Source organism: Pseudomonas sp. LBUM1646, from assembly GCF_059716165.1.
This window is the reverse complement of sequence record NZ_CP166810.1, coordinates 3361156-3377974: the sequence shown is the minus strand read 5'-3', so window position 1 is coordinate 3377974 and position 16819 is coordinate 3361156. Positions and strand designations below refer to the sequence as shown.

Sequence of the window (16819 nt, the reverse complement as noted above, 5' to 3'; positions counted from 1 at the left end):
CAGGAGTCATCCATGAGCCAGACCACCATGCGCGCTGCCATCGCTTTAAATCCAAGAGCCGCGCTGCAAGTTCAAAGCCTGCCGTTGCCAGAAATCAAGGCCGGACAGGTGTTGATCAAGATCATCGCCAGTGGCGTCAACCCACTGGATACGAAAATCAGCAGCGGCCAGGGCGGCCATGCCCGCCAACCGTTGCCCGCTGTTTTGGGAATGGACCTGGCCGGAATCATCGAATCGGTCGGTGCCGACATCACGGCATTCAACATCGGTGACGAGGTCTACGGCATGGCCGGCGGTATTGGCGGCCATCAAGGCTCGCTGGCGCAATACATCGCCGTCGACGCCGATCTGCTGGCGCATAAGCCGCGTAACCTGAGCATGCGCGAAGCCGCAGCACTGCCGTTGATTTTCATCACCGCTTGGGAAGGACTGGTGGACCGGGCCAATGTCCGGACCGGGCAGCGGGTATTGGTGCAAGGTGGCGCAGGTGGCGTCGGGCATATTGCCGTTCAGATCGCCAAGGCCTTCGGGGCCGAAGTTTTCGCGACCGGCAGCGCCAAAGGCCTGGAAATCATCGAGAGCCTCGGTGCCACGGCCATCGATTACCGCCGTCAGGCGCCTGCCGATTATCTTGCGCAATACACCGACGGCGAGGGTTTTGACATTGTTTATGACACCGTCGGCGGTGCGACACTCGACGCCTCATTTGCCGTGTTGAAGGTCTACACCGGCCACGTCGTCAGTTGCCAGGGGTGGGGCGAGCACAAACTCGCGCCGCTGTCGTTCCGTGGCGCGACCTATTCTGGTGTCTTCACCCTGCTGCCGTTGATTACCGGCAAAGGCCGCAAACACCACGGCGAGATCCTCGCTGAAGCCACCCGCATGGCTGAAGCTGGACAACTGCGGGTTTTGCTGGACGATCGACGCTTTGCCCTGGAAAACGTGAATGACGCCTATGCAATCGTTGCCGCGGGACAGGCAATCGGTAAAGTAGTGATCGACATCTGACCGATCCCTTCCTGGATACTCATGAATGAGCGTTAAACCGAAACTTCAAATGCTGTGCTGCGCCGCACTCAGCCTGTTCATCCTCAACGCCCAGGCCAGCGCGCCACCCGAAACTCTGCAACCGCTGCTGGTGACCCTGAATGAGCGCCTGAACATCGGTGACCTCGTCGCCCTGACCAAATGGGACAGTGGCAAACCGATCCAGGACAGTCCCCGAGAAGCGCAAGTGATTGCCAATGCCCGGAAGCTGGCCGTCGAACGAAAAATGGACCCGGAAGACGTGGGCCAATTATTGGCGGCGCAGATGGAAGCCAACAAGTTGGTGCAATACGGGTTGCTGGCCAAATGGCAAGCGGCCGGCAAGGCACCGGACACTCCGCGCCCGGACCTCGCCAAGCAAATCCGGCCACGCCTGGATGAGCTGCAAAACCGTCTCTTGCAGCAATACGCCGACTTCACGCCTTATCGAAATGACCCAAGCTGCGCGAACTGGATTACGCAAGCACGCGCCAGCCTGGCCACGGATCAGTTGCATGAACTGGCGCTGATCCGCGCCACGGGGGAGTTGTGTACGGCTGATCTGCCTCAGTGAAAGTTCAGGTCAGCCGAGTTCCCGACATCAGCCCTTCGGTCAGCAACGACACCAAAGGCTGGACAAGATGCTGAGTGCGGGCGTCGTCGCCAATCACGGCGACTTCGGTGCTGGGTAATGTCGGCAGCTTCTCGGACGGCTCCACAATCCGCATCCCTTCCTGCAGAAACGATGTTCCCAGCGCGGTAATCCCCAGACCGCCGGCGACGGCGGCCTGAACGCCCATCAAGTTGCTGGCCAGGCAGGCTGAAACCCACTCCCGCCGTACGGAAGCCAGGGCCTCGATCATGATGGCCCGGTACGCGCAGGGCGGGCGCATCATCACCAGGCGTACGGGTTTGGAGGCTTCGATTTCGAAGTCCTTCGCGGCGATCCAGACCAAAGGTTCGCGCCAGATGATTCGACCTCGCTGTGCGGTGGCACTGGCTTTTTGCTTGGCAATGACCACGTCCAGTTGCCCGGCTTCGTAGTCGGCAAGCAGGTCGTGGCTCAAGCCGGTGGTGAGTTCCAGCTGTATATCCGGATACACCTTGCAAAAGCGCGATAACAACGTGGGCAGTTGAGTGGGCACCAGGTTTTCAGAGATCCCCAGGCGCAGAAGATTTACCGTTGCAGGCGCCTTGATCTCGCGTATGAACGTATCGAAATGCACCATCAATTTACGCGCCCCCACCAACAGTCGTTCGCCGTCGGGGGTCAGGGTCAGCGTGCGACTGGTGCGCTCGAATACACGCAAACCGAGTATGTCTTCCAGACGAATAATCTTCTGGCTGACCGCCGATTGCGATCGCGCGATCACGTCCGCGGCGGCGGTGAAACTGCCGGCCTCCGCCACCGCGATAAACGCCCGCAGCAGGTCGATCTCAAGGTCGCTGGCTTGCATGATGAATTCGCTTTTCAACTGGATGTCATTAAATTTATGCGCTGGAGTTCTAGGTAGCAAATGCCGAACATCGTCCTTGATCTGAACAAGCGAGGCGTTTGAAATGACCGACAACACAGCCGTAGACATCGTAGAAAACTTCTGGCGCGAGGTTTGGCAGGCCAAGGACCCGCAAGCCGCCGCGCGTTTCGTTGCCGAAGACTTCGTTATCACGTCCGGCGGCGTTGATATTGTTGGCCGCGAAGCCTTCATTCGCTGGATCGGTGCCTTCCTGTCGACCATTGAAGATTTCGAGTTTGGCGCCATCGAGACGTTCCAGAATGCGCAAGGTACTCGCGTCGCCTCCCGCTGGAAGTTGGCCGGGAAAAACCAGGGGTTTATTGGCGGCCGTTCCTGCAACAGCCCTTTTGAAATGCTCGGCACCGCCGTCTGGGAAGTGCGTCCGGATGGGCTGCTGGCGCATAACTGGGTCGAGCGAAATGCGCTGGAAGTTCACCGGGACATGATCGGCCTCGGTTGAGCCGGGCCGAATACCAGGCCCGAAGCAAACACCACCCCAAGGATGACGCCGCCGGCACCGAGCAGTTGCCAGAGATTGGGCAAGACACCGAGGATCGAGGACACCAGCATGGTGAACACCGGTGCCAGGTTGAAGAATATCGAGGTCCGCGCGGCACCAATGGCATGGATGCCTTTGAACCACAGCAAGTAGGCAATCAATGAACCGAAGACCGCCAGGTAAATGACCGCACCATGAATCGGCAGTGAAGCGCCACGAATGTCGGCCAGCGGGTCTTCATAAATGAAGCCCAGTACGATCAAACCGATGACCCCGAACAACATGGAATACGTCGTGGTTTCCAGTGGCGTTGAATCCTTGACGAAGCGCCGAGTGCCGACCATGTTCGCCGCCCAGGCCATGCTGCCGGCCAGAATCATCGCATCACCGCTGGCCACTTTCAGCCCTAGCAGCACCTGGATATCCCCGCGGGTGATCACCAGTCCCACACCCAACAAGCCCAGTACCAGGCCAATAGCGCGACCGCGATCAATCCGTTCGCCTTCCAGCAACACGGCAAAGATCATGGTCCACAGCGGCGTGGTCGCCAGGATCAGCGCGCCATTAATCGGTGTGGTGGTTTGCAGGCCAAAGAAAGTCGCGAGGCTGAACGCGGTAAACCCAAGCAGTCCCAGGCCGACAAAGGCCAGCAGATTATTCTTCAACGTGCTGAGACGCAGCTTTCCCGCCAGACTGAAAATCAGTACCAGCAACAGTGTCGAAATGGCAAAGCGCTCAATGGAAGCGCTGATCGGTGCCATGCTCTTGATGATGTAGGCGCCCGCATTGAAATTGGTGCCCCAGAAAAACGTGGCACCGACAATGCCGGCATACGCGAGAGGCGTTGATTTTGACATAGCTGTTTCCTCGGCAAATCAAACCTGACCATCAGGTTTTGATGGATTCTTGCAGGCTTGCCGATGGGGCAGAATTCCCCATTTATTCACCCTTAATGTGAGAAAACGCCCATGTTCGATTGGGAGGATCTGCGTTACTTCATTGTCTTCGCCCACGAACAGTCGTTATCGGGGGCGGCACGCACGCTCAAGGTCGACCATGCCACGGTGGCGCGGCGCATCAGTGCGCTGGAGAGTTCGCTGAACCTGAAGTTGGTGGACCGGCGCCCTCGCGCGTATGTCATGACGGAGGACGGTGAGCGGATCGCCGAGCTGGGGCGACGGATGGAAAGCGAGTCCTTCGCGGTCCAGCGTACCGCGCTGGCCGGGCAGGAAAGCTACGTCGGCGAAGTCACGGTCAGTGCCCCGCCCGCGCTGGCTTGCGCGCTGATAGCGCCGCGAATCAATGCGTTGCGCACGCAATATCCGCAGCTGTCGTTGCAGTTGATTGGCAGTCTGGGCAGCGCTTCGTTGTCCCGGCGCGAAGCCGATATTGCCGTGCGCCTGAGCCGACCCAAGGAGCCGGACCTGGTGGCCCGCAAGGTCGCGACGCTGCCGTTTTACCTGTATGGCGCGGCCGATTATTTAGCCAACACTGCCCCGCAAGACCTGACTTTCATCGCCTATGACGAATCCATGGAGCAGTCTCCCCAACAGGCCTGGCTAAAGAAGCAAGCCGGTGATCGACCAATTCTGCTGCGCAGCAATGACTTGAATATCCAGGCCACCATTGCCCAGGCTGGCGCCGGTGTCGCCGCGCTGCCCTGTTTCCTTGGCGAGCGCTACGGCCTGCAAGCAATGCCATCGGTTGGCGCGGACCTTACGCGTGACGTGTGGCTGGTGGTCCACAACGACATCCGGCACACCCCGACCGTTCAGGCAGCGATGGGTTTCCTGGTGTCCTGCTTCGAAACATAAGCGCCGGGCCTCGCTTACATACTCGGTGATTTATGCCACGGATAGCCTTTCGCGCTGAGTTCAAAGGCGTAATCGAATAAGCGCTTCATGTACTCGCCATCGAATTTTCGATTGCGGGCACTATCAAAATCGGTGCCGATGTACGCCAGGTTGAAGTCCGCGCCGTCCTGCTGGGCAATTCGGTAGATTCGATCGAGGTCGCTGATGCCCTGGGTCTGGATCAAGGTGCTGATGGCTCGACCGCCGATGCTCAAGGTGCGGCGCTTGGTACCGGACCATTGCGGTTCCAGTTTGCCATTGCGAATCACGTAGAAATGCCGTTCCCGGCGCAGGCGCGCTCCAGCCACGCTGTTCAGTGCCATCACGGTGCCTGGCGGATAAAGGAACACCTGCGTCAGGACGCCACCGTCCACGTGCATTTCCTGAAACAGTTTGCCGTCGACTTCCACATCAATCATCACCGGTGAGACGGCGCCGGGAATGCTCATCGACGCGACCATGATGTTGCGAAACAGCTCGAGCGCTCCCGGTGCTTCGCTTGCGGCAATGGCGCCCATGTTCCAGGTGACCGGGCGACCTGCATCCAGGTCGGTGGTGCCGATCATCAGGAGGCGTCCCTTGGCGTATTGCGCGGCGATGGCTGCCAGCACCTCGGCAGTAACGTAGCGGGCAATCAGTCGCGACAAAGGTTTGCTGTCGGCCATCCCGTCGCTCGCCAGACGGGTCAGCATACTGCGCGAATGGAACACGTCTTTGGGACCGATGCCCTTGCAGATCCCCTGAATGACCCCGTCATATTCAGGCCCCAGGTAAGCGAACGGCGCGACCAGGGCACCGGCGCTGATGCCGGTGACAACCTTGAACACCGGTCGGGTGCCATGCAAAGTCCATCCGGCAATGATGCCTGCGGCGAAGGTGCCGGCGTCGCCACCACCGGAAACGGCCAGCATATCGGCCAGCGGCAGCATGTCATTCGGTTCATCGATACTGGCGAATGCCTCGTACTCTCGATGGTTGGCTTCACTCGCATCCCGGATAAACGGCGTCAGATCCTGGTCCAGCCAGTAACGCGCATTGGGGATGCCGGGGATGATCGCTTTTTCCGTTAACAGTTGTGGCACCGCATCACGGCGTTGCAGACATCCTTGACGCAACATGTTCAGCGTTGAGGCGCTGGGCCTGGGCAGAAAGGGTTTCAAGACGCCTCCTCCGGTCCCTGTGATTGACAGAGAACGCGCTCGACTATTGGGTGGCGAGTGGCTTGCACACCTTCCAATTTAGCTCAAGCCCGGGGAGTCAGGACGTCGACGGGACGTCCGGTCTGGCCTAACGCAGTTTCATTGGATCAACCAATTGCGCCGCAATCGCCATCCCCACCAAATCCGGCAAGGTATTGGCCTGCATGCGCTTCATCACCCGCGAGCGGTACAGGTCGACAGTTTTTGCACTGACGCCCAGTTGCTCAGCGATTTCCCGGGTGGTGTAACCCTGCACCAGCGGCAGCAATACATCGCGCTCCCGTGGGGTCAGGGTCAGCATGCGTGCCTCTAATTCTTCGTGGCCCAGGTTGCCCGAGCGATTGGCCGCGCAGTTGCTGAGCGCCTGTTGCACGCTGTCGAGCAGCAACTGTTCGTTGTAGGGTTTTTCGATGAAGTCATGGGCGCCGGCCTTGAAGGCACGGACCACGATGGGCACATCGGCGTGACCGCTGACGAAGATGATCGGCAGGTCCAGTTCGCGTTCGCGCATGGCTTCCTGCACGTTCAAACCGCCCATGCCGGGCATGCGCACGTCGAGCAGCACGCAGGCATTGAGACGTGCATCGCAGGCGTCGAGAAATTCGACGCCGCTGGTGAAAGGCAAAGCTTTGAGGCCCACCGATTCCAGAAGCCAGACCGTCGAATCGAGCATGCCTTGATCATCGTCGACCACATACACCACGTGCTCCATCACTGCTGCCATTGCGTTATTCCTGTTGTTGTTTTGTTGAGCCGGCCAGTGGCAAGCGGCAATACACCAGCAGCCCGACCGGTTGCCGGCGCGCCTGCAACTCGCCGCCGAAACCTTCGATGATGCTGCGACTCATGGACAATCCGAGGCCCAAGCCATCCGGCTTACTGGTGTAGAACGGGGTAAATATTTGCTCCAGTTCCGGCTCGCTGACGCCCGGCCCCTGGTCGTGCACGCTGATTTCCACGGTGGCAGCGCCGCCCTGCCCCGCAGCCATCACGATCAGCGACGGTCGGCCCGGATGTTGTTCGCGGTTGGCATCGATAGCGTTGCGCAACAGGTTGAGCAGCACCTGCTCCAACTGCACTCGGTCGGCATAAACGGGCGGCAGATTATCCGGCAGCCGATCTTCAATTGTCACGTGGCATTGGGTCGCCTCCCAGGCACACAAGCGCACGGCGCCACGGGCGACATCGGCGATGTTCAGCGCCTGCATGCGCCGCTGGCCCTTGCGCAGAAAACCGCGCAAACGTCGGATGACTTCAGAGGCGTGAGTGGCGTGCAAAGTGATGCGCTCCAGGCCTTGGGCCACCCGTTCGGCGGCTTGCGGATTGGTGCCCAGCGCCTGCAAATAGCGTTGGCTGGCATTGGCATAATTGACCACTGCCGCCAGTGGCTGGTTGATTTCGTGGGCGATGCCCGAGGCCAGTTCCCCCAGCGTCACCAGGCGCGCCGTGTGGGCCAGTTCGTCTTCCAGGCGTCGGCGTTTTTCTTCGCCCTGTACCCGCGCCGTAATGTCCCGGGAGACGCAGACCACTTCGACCACCGCCCCGGTGTAGGTCTCACGAATCGCCCGGCAGGCGGTTTCGAACCACAGGTAATGCCCGTCGCGATGGCGGATACGGTATGCCATCGTGTGATAACCATTCTGCTCCAACGCATCCCGCGCGGTTTGCACCAGATTCGCCAGGTCCTGGCCGTGAAACAGGCCCTGGGCCATTTGCCCGCGCAGTTCTTCGGGCCAATAGCCGAGCAAGGTCCAGGACGCTGGCGATGCATCAAGAAAGCGCCCGTCCGGGGTATGCCGGGAAATCAGGTCGGTGGTGTTCTCGATGATCAGCCGGTACAGCCGCCGCGCCGTGGCTGCCTCGCGCTCCGCCAGCACTTGGGCCGTGGCCACGTAGCAACGGGCGAACACGCGGTTGTGCTGCGGGTCGGGGATAAAGGTCCAGATCAGAATCTGCGTCTGGAACTCAGCTTCGACCCCTTCGATGGCGCGCTGCTGCGCCAGGCAGGCACGCACCAGGTCTCGATGATTTTTCGGCAAGAACCCGAGCACGTAGCTATGCGGATGCTGCGCGAGCAATGCCAGCAGCGCCGCATTCAACTCCAGCGGCTGACCCTGGCTATCGAGCAGCACACTCGGCTGTGGGTCATAGCTCAATAAGGGGGAGTCAGGCGTCATCACAGGTCCGCTACGTGGGGAAAGCCAAGAATATACCGGCCGTGGAGGAATCGCCGCATTCATTTAGCGCCTCAAGAATCACATATGGTATATCTACTATACAACGTAGGTTGTACTTCCATATCAAGGGTTGATTGTTATATAAAGCAAACCGGACATAAAAGTTGACCTCAGCGGCTACGCTGAAAGGTCAGCCATAGAGCTAACAATCAGCCACCGAGTACCCGTCATGTCGATCTTCGAACAAGGGCTTAGCCCTACGGCTGTCAATCACATCGCCTTGTCTCCGCTCAGCTTCCTCGAGCGCACCGCCCACGTTTACCCCGACTACCCTGCCGTGATCCATGGCTCGATCCGCCGCACCTGGGCGCAGACTTATGCGCGCTGCCGACGCCTGGCCTCGGCGCTGGCCGGCCGTGGCATCGGCAAGGACGACACCGTTGCGGTGATGCTGCCGAACATCCCCGAAATGCTCGAAGTGCACTTCGGCGTGCCGATGATCGGCGCCGTGCTCAACCCGCTCAACGTGCGCCTGGATGCTGAAGCCATTGCGTTCATGCTGCAACACGGCGAAGCCAAGGTGCTGATCACCGACCGCGAGTTTCATAACGTGATTCATGCCGCCATCGGCATGCTCGATCACCCACCGCTGGTGATCGACGTCAACGACCTGGAATACGGCGAAGGTCAAGCGGTCAGCGACCTGGATTATGAAGCCCTGCTGGCCGAAGGCGATCCGGCGTTCGACTGGAAATGGCCGGTCAACGAGTGGCAAGCCATCTCGCTGAACTACACCTCCGGCACCACCGGCAATCCGAAAGGCGTGGTCTATCACCATCGCGGTGCCTACCTCAACGCCCTGGGCAACCAGATGACCTGGGCCATGGGCAATCACCCGGTGTACCTCTGGACCCTGCCAATGTTCCATTGCAACGGCTGGTGCTACCCGTGGACCATCACCGCATTGGCCGGCGTGCATGTGTTCCTGCGCCGGGTTGATCCACAAAAGATCCTCACGCTGATCCGCGAACATCAGGTGACTCACCTGTGTGGCGCGCCCATTGTGCTCAATGCGCTGGTCAACATGCCGGACTCGGCCAAAGCCGCGATCGATCACCCGGTCAACGCGATGGTTGCGGGCGCCGCGCCGCCGGCCAAAGTCATCGGCGCCGTGGAAGCGATGGGCATCAAAGTCACTCACGTTTATGGCCTGACCGAAACCTATGGTCCGGTAACGCTGTGCGCCTGGCATGCCGAGTGGGATGAATTGCCGTTGGATGAGCGGGCGCAGATCAAATCCCGTCAGGGTGTGCGCTACCCGACGCTCGAAGGCGTGATGGTCGGCGATTCGACCACGCTGAAACCAACCCCGCGTGACGGCAAGACCATCGGCGAGATTTTCATGCGCGGCAACACCGTGATGAAGGGCTACCTGAAGAATCCGACTGCTACGGCCGAAGCGTTTGAAGGAGGTTGGTTCCACACCGGCGACCTGGCGGTGTGTCATCCCGACGGCTATGTGGAGATCAAGGACCGGCTCAAGGACATCATCATCTCCGGCGGCGAGAACATTTCCACCATCGAACTCGAAGGTGTGCTCTACCGCCATCCGGGCGTGATGGAAGCCGCTGTCGTTGCGCGTCCCGACGAAAAATGGGGCGAAACGCCCTGCGCCTTCATCACCTTAAAGGCTGATCACCAGGACGTGCGCGAGGCGGACATCATCAGTTTCTGCCGCGAACACCTGGCCGGGTTCAAAGTGCCGCGCACCGTGATCTTCACCCTGTTGCCGAAGACCTCCACCGGCAAGATCCAGAAGTACGTACTGCGCGACAGGGCCCAGGCGCTCTAACCCTCAACCACGCTGAACCCTTCAAGCGGCAGGTCGCGAACCTGCCGTTTCGGGCTCGTGCGCGCCGGATTCGGCGCTGCGCGGCCCTGCCCCCACACACCGACAACAAAAACAATGTGGAGCTACCGATGATCGACATCCATTCAACCGACACCCAGCGCTGCGAACGGATTCGCGCGAATCCGAAATTCCTTCAACTGGTCAGCAGCCGTTCGCGCCTGGCCTGGACGTTGAGTGCCACGGTCTTGGGCACCTATTACCTGTTCATGCTGGTGGTGGCGTTTGCCCCGCAATGGCTGCATGCGCCGCTCGGCGAAAACCGGATGTTGACCCTGGGCATGCCGGTGGGCGCGGCGATCATCATTTTTTCCTGGTTGCTGACCGGTTGGTACGTCTACAGCGCCAACACCCGGTTCGATGCGCTCGGCGCGGCGATTCTTGAGGAGAGCAAGTGATGACTCTATTCAGGAAGCTGTTACTTGCGGGTGCAGGTTTGCTGTCATCCGGCGTCGTGCTCGCTGCGCCGCTCACGGGCACAGTGGAGAAACAACCGCTCAATCTGAATGCGATCAGCATGTTCTTCGTGTTCGTCCTCGGCACGCTCTGCATCACTTGGTGGGCAGCGCGGCAAACCAAATCCACCTCGGATTTCTACACCGCTGGCGGCGGCATCACCGGGTTCCAGAACGGTCTGGCGATTGCCGGTGATTACATGTCCGCCGCCACGTTGCTGGGCCTGTCGAGCCTGGTGTTCGCCAAGGGCTACGACGGTTTCATCTACACCATCGGCTTCTTCGTCGGCTGGCCAATCATTACCTTCCTGATGGCCGAGCGCTTGCGCAATCTGGGGCGCTACACCTTCGCCGACATCGTGTCCTATCGGCTGGACCAGAACAAAGTGCGGATCTTCGCCGCGTTCGGTTCACTGACGGTGGTGTGCTGCTACCTGATCGTGCAAATGGTCGGTGCCGGGCAGTTGATCAAATTGCTGTTCGGTCTCGACTACCCGGTGGCCGTGGTGATCGTCGGGGCGCTGATGCTGGTGTACGTGATCTTCGGCGGCATGATCGCCACCACGTGGGTGCAGATCATCAAGGCTGTGTTGCTGCTGGCCGGTGGTACGACCCTGGCGGTCATGGCCATGTCGCAATTCGGCTTCAGCTACGAAACCCTCGCCGCCAAAGCGGTTGAGGCCCACGCCAGCGGCTGGAACATCATGGGGCCCGGCTCGATGCTCGCCGACCCGATCAACACCGCGTCCATGTCCCTCGGGTTGGTGTTCGGGATTGCCGGTTTGCCGCACATCCTGATGCGCTTCTTCACCGTGCCGAACGCCAAGGAAGCGCGTAAATCGGTGTTCTACGCCACCGGTTTCATCGGCTTCTTCTTCCTCGTGGTCTGCACCCTCGGTTTCGCGGCGATGGTGATCATCGGCACCGATCCGCAGTACTACGTCAACGGTGAAGTCGGCGGCGCCTTGATCGGCGGCGGCAACATGGTCGCCATGCACTTGGCCAAAGCGGTGGGCGGCAACCTGTTCTTTGGTTTCCTCGCTGCGGTCGCATTCGCCACCATTCTTGCGGTGGTGTCCGGGTTGGCGCTGGCCGGTGCTTCGGCGATTTCCCATGATCTGTACGCCACGGTGTTCAAGAAAGGCAAGGCCAGCGAAAAACAGGAAATGCGCGTCACGCGCATGGCCACCATCGGCCTGGGCATCGTCGCGATTCTGCTGGGCATTCTGTTCGAGAAGATGAACGTCGCGTTCCTGGTCGGCCTGACCTTCGGCATCGCCGCGTCGACCAATTTCCCGGTGCTGATCATGACCATGTACTGGAAAGGCCTGACCACCAAGGGCGCGATCCTCGGCGGTTTCGCCGGACTGATCTGCGCGCTGGTGCTGGTGATTCTGTCACCGGCCGTTTGGGTGACCGTGCTCGGCCACGCCCACGCGATTTTCCCTTACGACCACCCGGCGCTGTTCTCCATGCCGCTGGCGTTCCTGGTGATTGTTGTCGTGTCCCGACTCGACCGCAGCGTGCGCGCCGACAAGGAACGCGACGCCTACGCCGACCAATTCGTGCGCGCCCAGACCGGCCTCGGTGCCGCCAGCGCTTCCAGTCACTGATTGAAAAAGCACGGCCCGCCGTTGCGGCGCCGTGCCCACTGTCCCAAAGAGGTTCACGTTATGCCCGAATTCAACGCCCCACTGCGCGACATGCGCTTCGTGCTGCATGAAGTGTTCGACGCCCCGGCCCTGTGGGCACGCCTGCCGGCCCTGGCTGACAACGTCGATGCCGACACTGCCGACGCCATTCTTGAGGAAGCGGCCAAGGTCACCTCGCACCTGATTGCGCCACTCAATCGCAGCGGTGACGAGGAAGGCGCGCATTGGGTCTATGGCCAGGTCACGACGCCGATCGGTTTCAAACAGGCTTACACCACTTACATTGAAGGCGGCTGGGTCGGTTTGTCCGGCAACGCCGATTTCGGCGGTATGGGCATGCCGAAGATGCTCGCGGTGCAGTTCGAAGAAATGCTCTACGGCGCCAACTCAAGCTTTGCGCTGTATTCGGCGTTGAGTTCCGGCGCTTGCCTGGCGCTGGATGCCCACGCCAGCGAAGAACTGAAAAACACCTACCTGCCGCCGATGTACGAAGGCCGTTGGGCCGGTTCCATGTGCCTGACCGAAGCTCACGCTGGCACGGACCTGGGACTGATTCGCACCCGCGCCGAACCCCAGGCCGACGGCAGCTACACCATCAGTGGCAGCAAAATCTTCATCACGGGGGGCGATCAGGACCTGACCGAAAATATCATCCACTTGGTGCTGGCCAAACTGCCGGATGCACCGGCCGGGCCTAAAGGTATCTCGCTGTTTGTGGTGCCCAAAGTGCTGGTCAACGCCGACGGTTCCCTCGGCCATGCCAACGCCGTGAGTTGCGGCTCGATCGAACACAAGATGGGCATCAAGGCCTCGGCCACTTGTGTGATGAATTTCGACGGTGCCAGCGGTTGGTTGGTCGGTGAAGCCAACAAAGGCTTGGCGGCGATGTTCACCATGATGAATTACGAACGCCTGTCCATCGGCATTCAGGGCATCGGGTGCGCAGAGGCGTCCTATCAGAGCGCGGTGAAGTATGCCCGGGAACGGGTGCAGAGCCGCTCTCCGACCGGTGCCATGGCCCCGAACCAGATCGCCGACCCGATCATCGTCCACCCGGATGTGCGCCGCATGCTGCTCAGCATGAAAGCCATGACCGAAGGCGGCCGGGCGTTCGCCAGTTACGTCGGTCAGCAACTGGATTTGGCGAAGTTCTCTGATGACGTCCGGGAACGCGACAACGCGCAAACCCTGGTCGCGTTGCTGACGCCGGTGGCCAAGGCGTTTTTCACCGACACCGGCCTGGAAAGCTGCATCCACGGCCAGCAAGTGTTCGGCGGCCATGGCTACATCCGCGAATGGGGCCAGGAACAATTGGTCCGTGACGTGCGCATCGCACAGATCTACGAAGGCACCAACGGCATCCAGGCTCTCGATCTGCTCGGGCGCAAAGTGCTAGCCGACAACGGCGCGGCATTGCGCCAGTTCACCGGCGAGATCCGCCACTTCGCCCATCAGCCCAATGCGCCCTACTCCGTGCAACTGTTCGATGCCGTGCAGCGCCTGGAAAACCTCAGCGACTGGCTGCAAGACCAGGCCGCCACCAATCGCAATGAAGTTGGCGCCGCGTCGGTGGAATACCTGCACCTGTTCGGCTACGTCGCCTACGCCTGGCTGTGGGCGCGGATGGCCCAGGTGGCGAAGAAAAAACGCAGTGAAGACCCGGCCTTTTATGGGGCGAAGGTCGCCACCGCGGACTTCTACATCGAGCGCTTGCTGCCACGCATCTTGAGCCTGGAGCAATCCATTCGCGCCGGCAGTGGCTCGTTGTATGGCCTGAGCGCCGAACAGTTCTAACGATTGAACCGCACGCGGCGCCCCCGCTCCTCTCTTTGGGCGTTCGCGTTTTTTACTGAACAAGCCCTCGCCCGTCTGGCGAGGGTGTGTGAATGGCTTTTCCAAAAAAATAAAAACAAAGGGGCTTCACCATGGACCGTCACACCCGCACTCTCGCTACCCGACTGTTACTGGCCGGCGGCGTCATCAGCCTCTCCGCGCCCGCGATGGCTGACTTTATCAAGGACAGCAAGGCCAGCCTCGAGCTGCGCAACTTCTACTTCAACCGCGATTTTCGCCAGGGCAACGCCGCACAATCCAAGCAAGAGGAATGGGCGCAAGGTTTTCTGTTGCGCTACGAATCTGGCTTCACTGACGGGCTGATTGGTTTTGGTGTCGATGCCATTGGCCTGCTCGGGGTCAAACTCGATTCCAGCCCGGATCGCGCCGGTTCCGGCTTGCTGCAACGCCATCGCACCACCAGCAAAGGTGCCCAGGATGAATACGGTGAGCTGGGGGTGACCGCCAAGGTGCGCGCCTCGAAAACCACGCTGAAACTCGGCACTTTACTGCCCAAGTTGCCAACAGTTTTGGCCAACGATTCGCGGCTGCTGCCGCAGACGTTCGAGGGCGGTCAGTTGACCTCGCTGGAAGTTGAAGGCCTGACCGTGGACGGCGGACGACTGAAGCAGGTCAACCAGCGCGATTCCTCTGACTATGAAGACATGGGCATCACCAAGACCGGCGCCAAAGGCATCACCACGCCGCATGCCACCAGCGACAGCTTCGACTTCGCCAGCCTCAACTACAAATGGACCAGCAACCTCGCTACCGGCTACAGCTATGGCCATCTCGACAACCTCTACAGCCAGCACCTGGTCAACCTGACCTACGTGTTGCCGGTGACGGCGGGCCAGTCGTTCAAGAGTGATCTGCGCTTCGCCCGTTCCACTAACGATGGCGGCAGCAATGTCGACAACAAGGCACTCGGGGCGATGTTCACCTACACCCTCGGCGGACATGCGCTGGGCCTGGGTTATCAGGGCATGAGCGGCGATACCGGGTTTGCCTACATCAATGGCACCGATGCGTTCCTGGTCAACTTCGTGCAGATCGGCGACTTCGCCAGCAAGGATGAAAAGTCCTGGCAGGCCCGCTATGACTACAACTTCGCGGCCATTGGCGTGCCGGGGTTGACCTTCATGACCCGCTATCTCACGGGTGACAATATTGATCTGGGCCGCAATCGCCCGGAGGGGAAGGAATGGGAGCGCGATACCGATATCGGTTATGTCGTGCAGAGTGGCCCGTTGAAGAACGTTGGAGTGAAATGGCGCAATGCGACCGTGCGTTCGACAAACTTTGGCAGTGATCTGGATGAGAATCGGTTGATTGTCAGCTACACCCTGCCGATCTGGTAAGCCGTAACGATCGTTCCCACGCTCCGCGTCACTAGTGTCCGGTAAACATGTTTCAAAGCTGAAGGTTGCCCTGGGCAGCCTTTAGTTTTTCTTGTTCCTGCCTTCGTCGGTCTTTGAATTCTTGGGTAGCGGGCCGTTCATGCAGGACATGTGCAATCCGCACCGTCAGCTCAAACAACGAGCCGGGAAACCCTGAGCGACGGTGAAAAAGGTGCAGTAACAAGTAGCTGATCAAAGCACTGTAAATCTGCAGGCGAACGGCATTTTCGGAGAAAGCATAGAACCGCTTGAGTTTCAGATGTTGCTTGATCCACTTGAAAAACAACTCGATCTTCCAGCGATTCTTGTACAAACCCGCGATTTCTTCAGCTGTTCTGGCAAAGTCGTTGGTCACCAGGATTAACGGTGTCACGTGCCCTTCGCGTTCAATCACGACACGTCTTACTGGTTCGTCTCGATAGTCATTCACACGTTTGCCACCCAGACGTTTTTTGCCGAACTGAACGACCTCATCACTCATGACCGGGCTTTGTTCGGCAACGGTTGAGTGCTCGTGCAGCACCTCGTAGTTGGCATTTTTCTTAAACCGAGTGACGAAATAAGCACCTTTGCTCTGCAACTGGTACCACCAGTTGTAATCGCAGTAACCTTTGTCAAAGACATAAGTCATGCCGGCCTGAATCGGCATATTCAGCGCATCGCTCATGTCGTTGACGTTGGCGGGGGTAATGTTCACGTACACCGGGGCCAACTGAGCCAGATCCAACCCTACGTGTACCTTGAGGCCTTGTGTGATGCGGGTTTTAGTTGCGGCAGTCCAGTCATCAAAGTGAGGTCCACGCAAGGTAATCGAAGTGGAATCAATCAGACTAACCATGGCGCCGACTTCCTTGCGCTGTTGACGGCCGACACCGCGCAACAGGTTCTCACAGAGGTCTTGGAACGGCCGGTAATCACGCTTGTTCAACGCATCTGACAGGGTCGAGCGGGCAATGGGGCCGGCTTGGAGATGGTAGCTATGCGCAGCCAGCGTTTCGGAGAAAGTCGCCAATGACCGCAGGCTTAAGGCTTGGGTTACATGGCCGCTGACCAGTGTTACCAGCAATTGCCAGGATGTGCAGCGTTTGACGTAGCGATCCGCCTGGTACTTTTCGGTGGATTGCTGGAAGGACGGGCGAGGGATCGCACTGAGCAGTTGGGCTAAACGGGTGCTGGAGAACATGAGTCAAAATCGAGTCTGAAAAATCCGATTATGACTGAAGTCCGCCAACAGCAAGGGGGAGCAAGCTCCCCCTTCAGTTTTTACCGGACACTAGTGACGCTCCGCGTGGGAATGCC

At 59.6% G+C, this 16819-nt stretch carries 15 protein-coding genes; 9 read left to right on the top strand and 6 right to left on the bottom strand.

What is annotated here, in order from left to right; all coding sequences use genetic code 11:
• The first annotated feature begins 12 nt into the window (after nt 1-12).
• Nucleotides 13-1008, top strand: a complete 996-nt coding sequence (locus ACA071_RS15585; RefSeq protein WP_497645174.1) for a zinc-dependent alcohol dehydrogenase family protein — start codon at nt 13-15, stop codon at nt 1006-1008.
• A 49-nt stretch (nt 1009-1057) separates the two neighbouring features.
• A complete protein-coding gene (locus ACA071_RS15580) occupies nt 1058-1600 on the top strand; it encodes a chorismate mutase (protein WP_497645314.1) in 543 nt (180 codons plus the stop codon).
• A gap of 4 nt (nt 1601-1604) precedes the next feature.
• Here the strand turns inward: ACA071_RS15580 and ACA071_RS15575 are convergent, their stop codons facing one another.
• Nucleotides 1605-2483 carry a LysR substrate-binding domain-containing protein gene (locus ACA071_RS15575; protein WP_497645173.1) on the bottom strand — a complete coding sequence of 293 codons (879 nt, stop codon included), beginning with the start codon at nt 2481-2483 and terminating at the stop codon, nt 1605-1607.
• A 103-nt stretch (nt 2484-2586) separates the two neighbouring features.
• Between ACA071_RS15575 and ACA071_RS15570 the strand changes: the two genes are divergently transcribed.
• Nucleotides 2587-3003, top strand: coding sequence for an ester cyclase (locus tag ACA071_RS15570; protein WP_497645172.1), 417 nt, complete (start codon nt 2587-2589; stop codon nt 3001-3003).
• On the opposite strand, the gene ACA071_RS15565 is transcribed toward ACA071_RS15570, so the two are convergent.
• Nucleotides 2976-3899, bottom strand: a complete 924-nt coding sequence (locus ACA071_RS15565; RefSeq protein ID WP_497645171.1) for a DMT family transporter — start codon at nt 3897-3899, stop codon at nt 2976-2978. The genes ACA071_RS15570 and ACA071_RS15565 overlap by 28 nt on opposite strands.
• 111 nt (nt 3900-4010) lie before the next feature.
• Here ACA071_RS15565 and ACA071_RS15560 point away from each other — a divergent pair, with 111 nt between their 5' ends.
• On the top strand, nt 4011-4856 hold the full coding sequence (locus ACA071_RS15560; protein ID WP_497645170.1) for a LysR family transcriptional regulator: 846 nt from the start codon (nt 4011-4013) through the stop codon (nt 4854-4856).
• Between the two features lie 14 nt (nt 4857-4870).
• Here ACA071_RS15560 and ACA071_RS15555 read toward each other — a convergent pair whose 3' ends face one another.
• The 3 genes from ACA071_RS15555 to ACA071_RS15545 all read right to left on the bottom strand — a co-directional run bounded on the left by ACA071_RS15555 (nt 4871) and on the right by ACA071_RS15545 (nt 8271).
• On the bottom strand, nt 4871-6013 hold the full coding sequence (locus tag ACA071_RS15555) for a patatin-like phospholipase family protein (protein ID WP_497645313.1): 1143 nt from the start codon (nt 6011-6013) through the stop codon (nt 4871-4873).
• Nucleotides 6014-6182: 169 nt separating this feature from the next.
• A complete protein-coding gene (locus tag ACA071_RS15550) occupies nt 6183-6818 on the bottom strand; it encodes a response regulator transcription factor (protein ID WP_497645169.1) in 636 nt (211 codons plus the stop codon).
• A gap of 4 nt (nt 6819-6822) precedes the next feature.
• On the bottom strand, nt 6823-8271 hold the full coding sequence (locus tag ACA071_RS15545) for a sensor histidine kinase (RefSeq protein WP_497645168.1): 1449 nt from the start codon (nt 8269-8271) through the stop codon (nt 6823-6825).
• A 229-nt stretch (nt 8272-8500) separates the two neighbouring features.
• On the opposite strand from ACA071_RS15545, the gene ACA071_RS15540 reads away from it, so the two are divergent.
• The 5 genes from ACA071_RS15540 to ACA071_RS15520 all read left to right on the top strand — a co-directional run bounded on the left by ACA071_RS15540 (nt 8501) and on the right by ACA071_RS15520 (nt 15481).
• Nucleotides 8501-10123, top strand: coding sequence for an acyl-CoA synthetase (locus ACA071_RS15540; protein WP_497645167.1), 1623 nt, complete (start codon nt 8501-8503; stop codon nt 10121-10123).
• A gap of 128 nt (nt 10124-10251) precedes the next feature.
• Nucleotides 10252-10578: a DUF485 domain-containing protein gene (locus ACA071_RS15535; RefSeq protein ID WP_497645166.1), complete on the top strand. Its 327-nt coding sequence runs from the start codon at nt 10252-10254 to the stop codon at nt 10576-10578.
• Entirely contained in the window at nt 10578-12248 is a 1671-nt protein-coding gene (locus tag ACA071_RS15530; RefSeq protein WP_497645165.1) for a cation acetate symporter, read from the top strand. The genes ACA071_RS15535 and ACA071_RS15530 overlap by 1 nt, the downstream gene beginning before the upstream one ends.
• 60 nt (nt 12249-12308) lie before the next feature.
• On the top strand, nt 12309-14081 hold the full coding sequence (locus ACA071_RS15525) for an acyl-CoA dehydrogenase C-terminal domain-containing protein (protein ID WP_497645164.1): 1773 nt from the start codon (nt 12309-12311) through the stop codon (nt 14079-14081).
• Between the two features lie 131 nt (nt 14082-14212).
• Nucleotides 14213-15481, top strand: a complete 1269-nt coding sequence (locus tag ACA071_RS15520; RefSeq protein WP_497645163.1) for an OprD family porin — start codon at nt 14213-14215, stop codon at nt 15479-15481.
• Nucleotides 15482-15533: 52 nt separating this feature from the next.
• Here ACA071_RS15520 and ACA071_RS15515 read toward each other — a convergent pair whose 3' ends face one another.
• The gene (locus ACA071_RS15515) at nt 15534-16703 is read right to left on the bottom strand and encodes an IS4 family transposase (protein WP_497641581.1); all 1170 of its coding nucleotides are present in this window, start codon (nt 16701-16703) and stop codon (nt 15534-15536) included.
• Nucleotides 16704-16819: the final 116 nt, after the last annotated feature.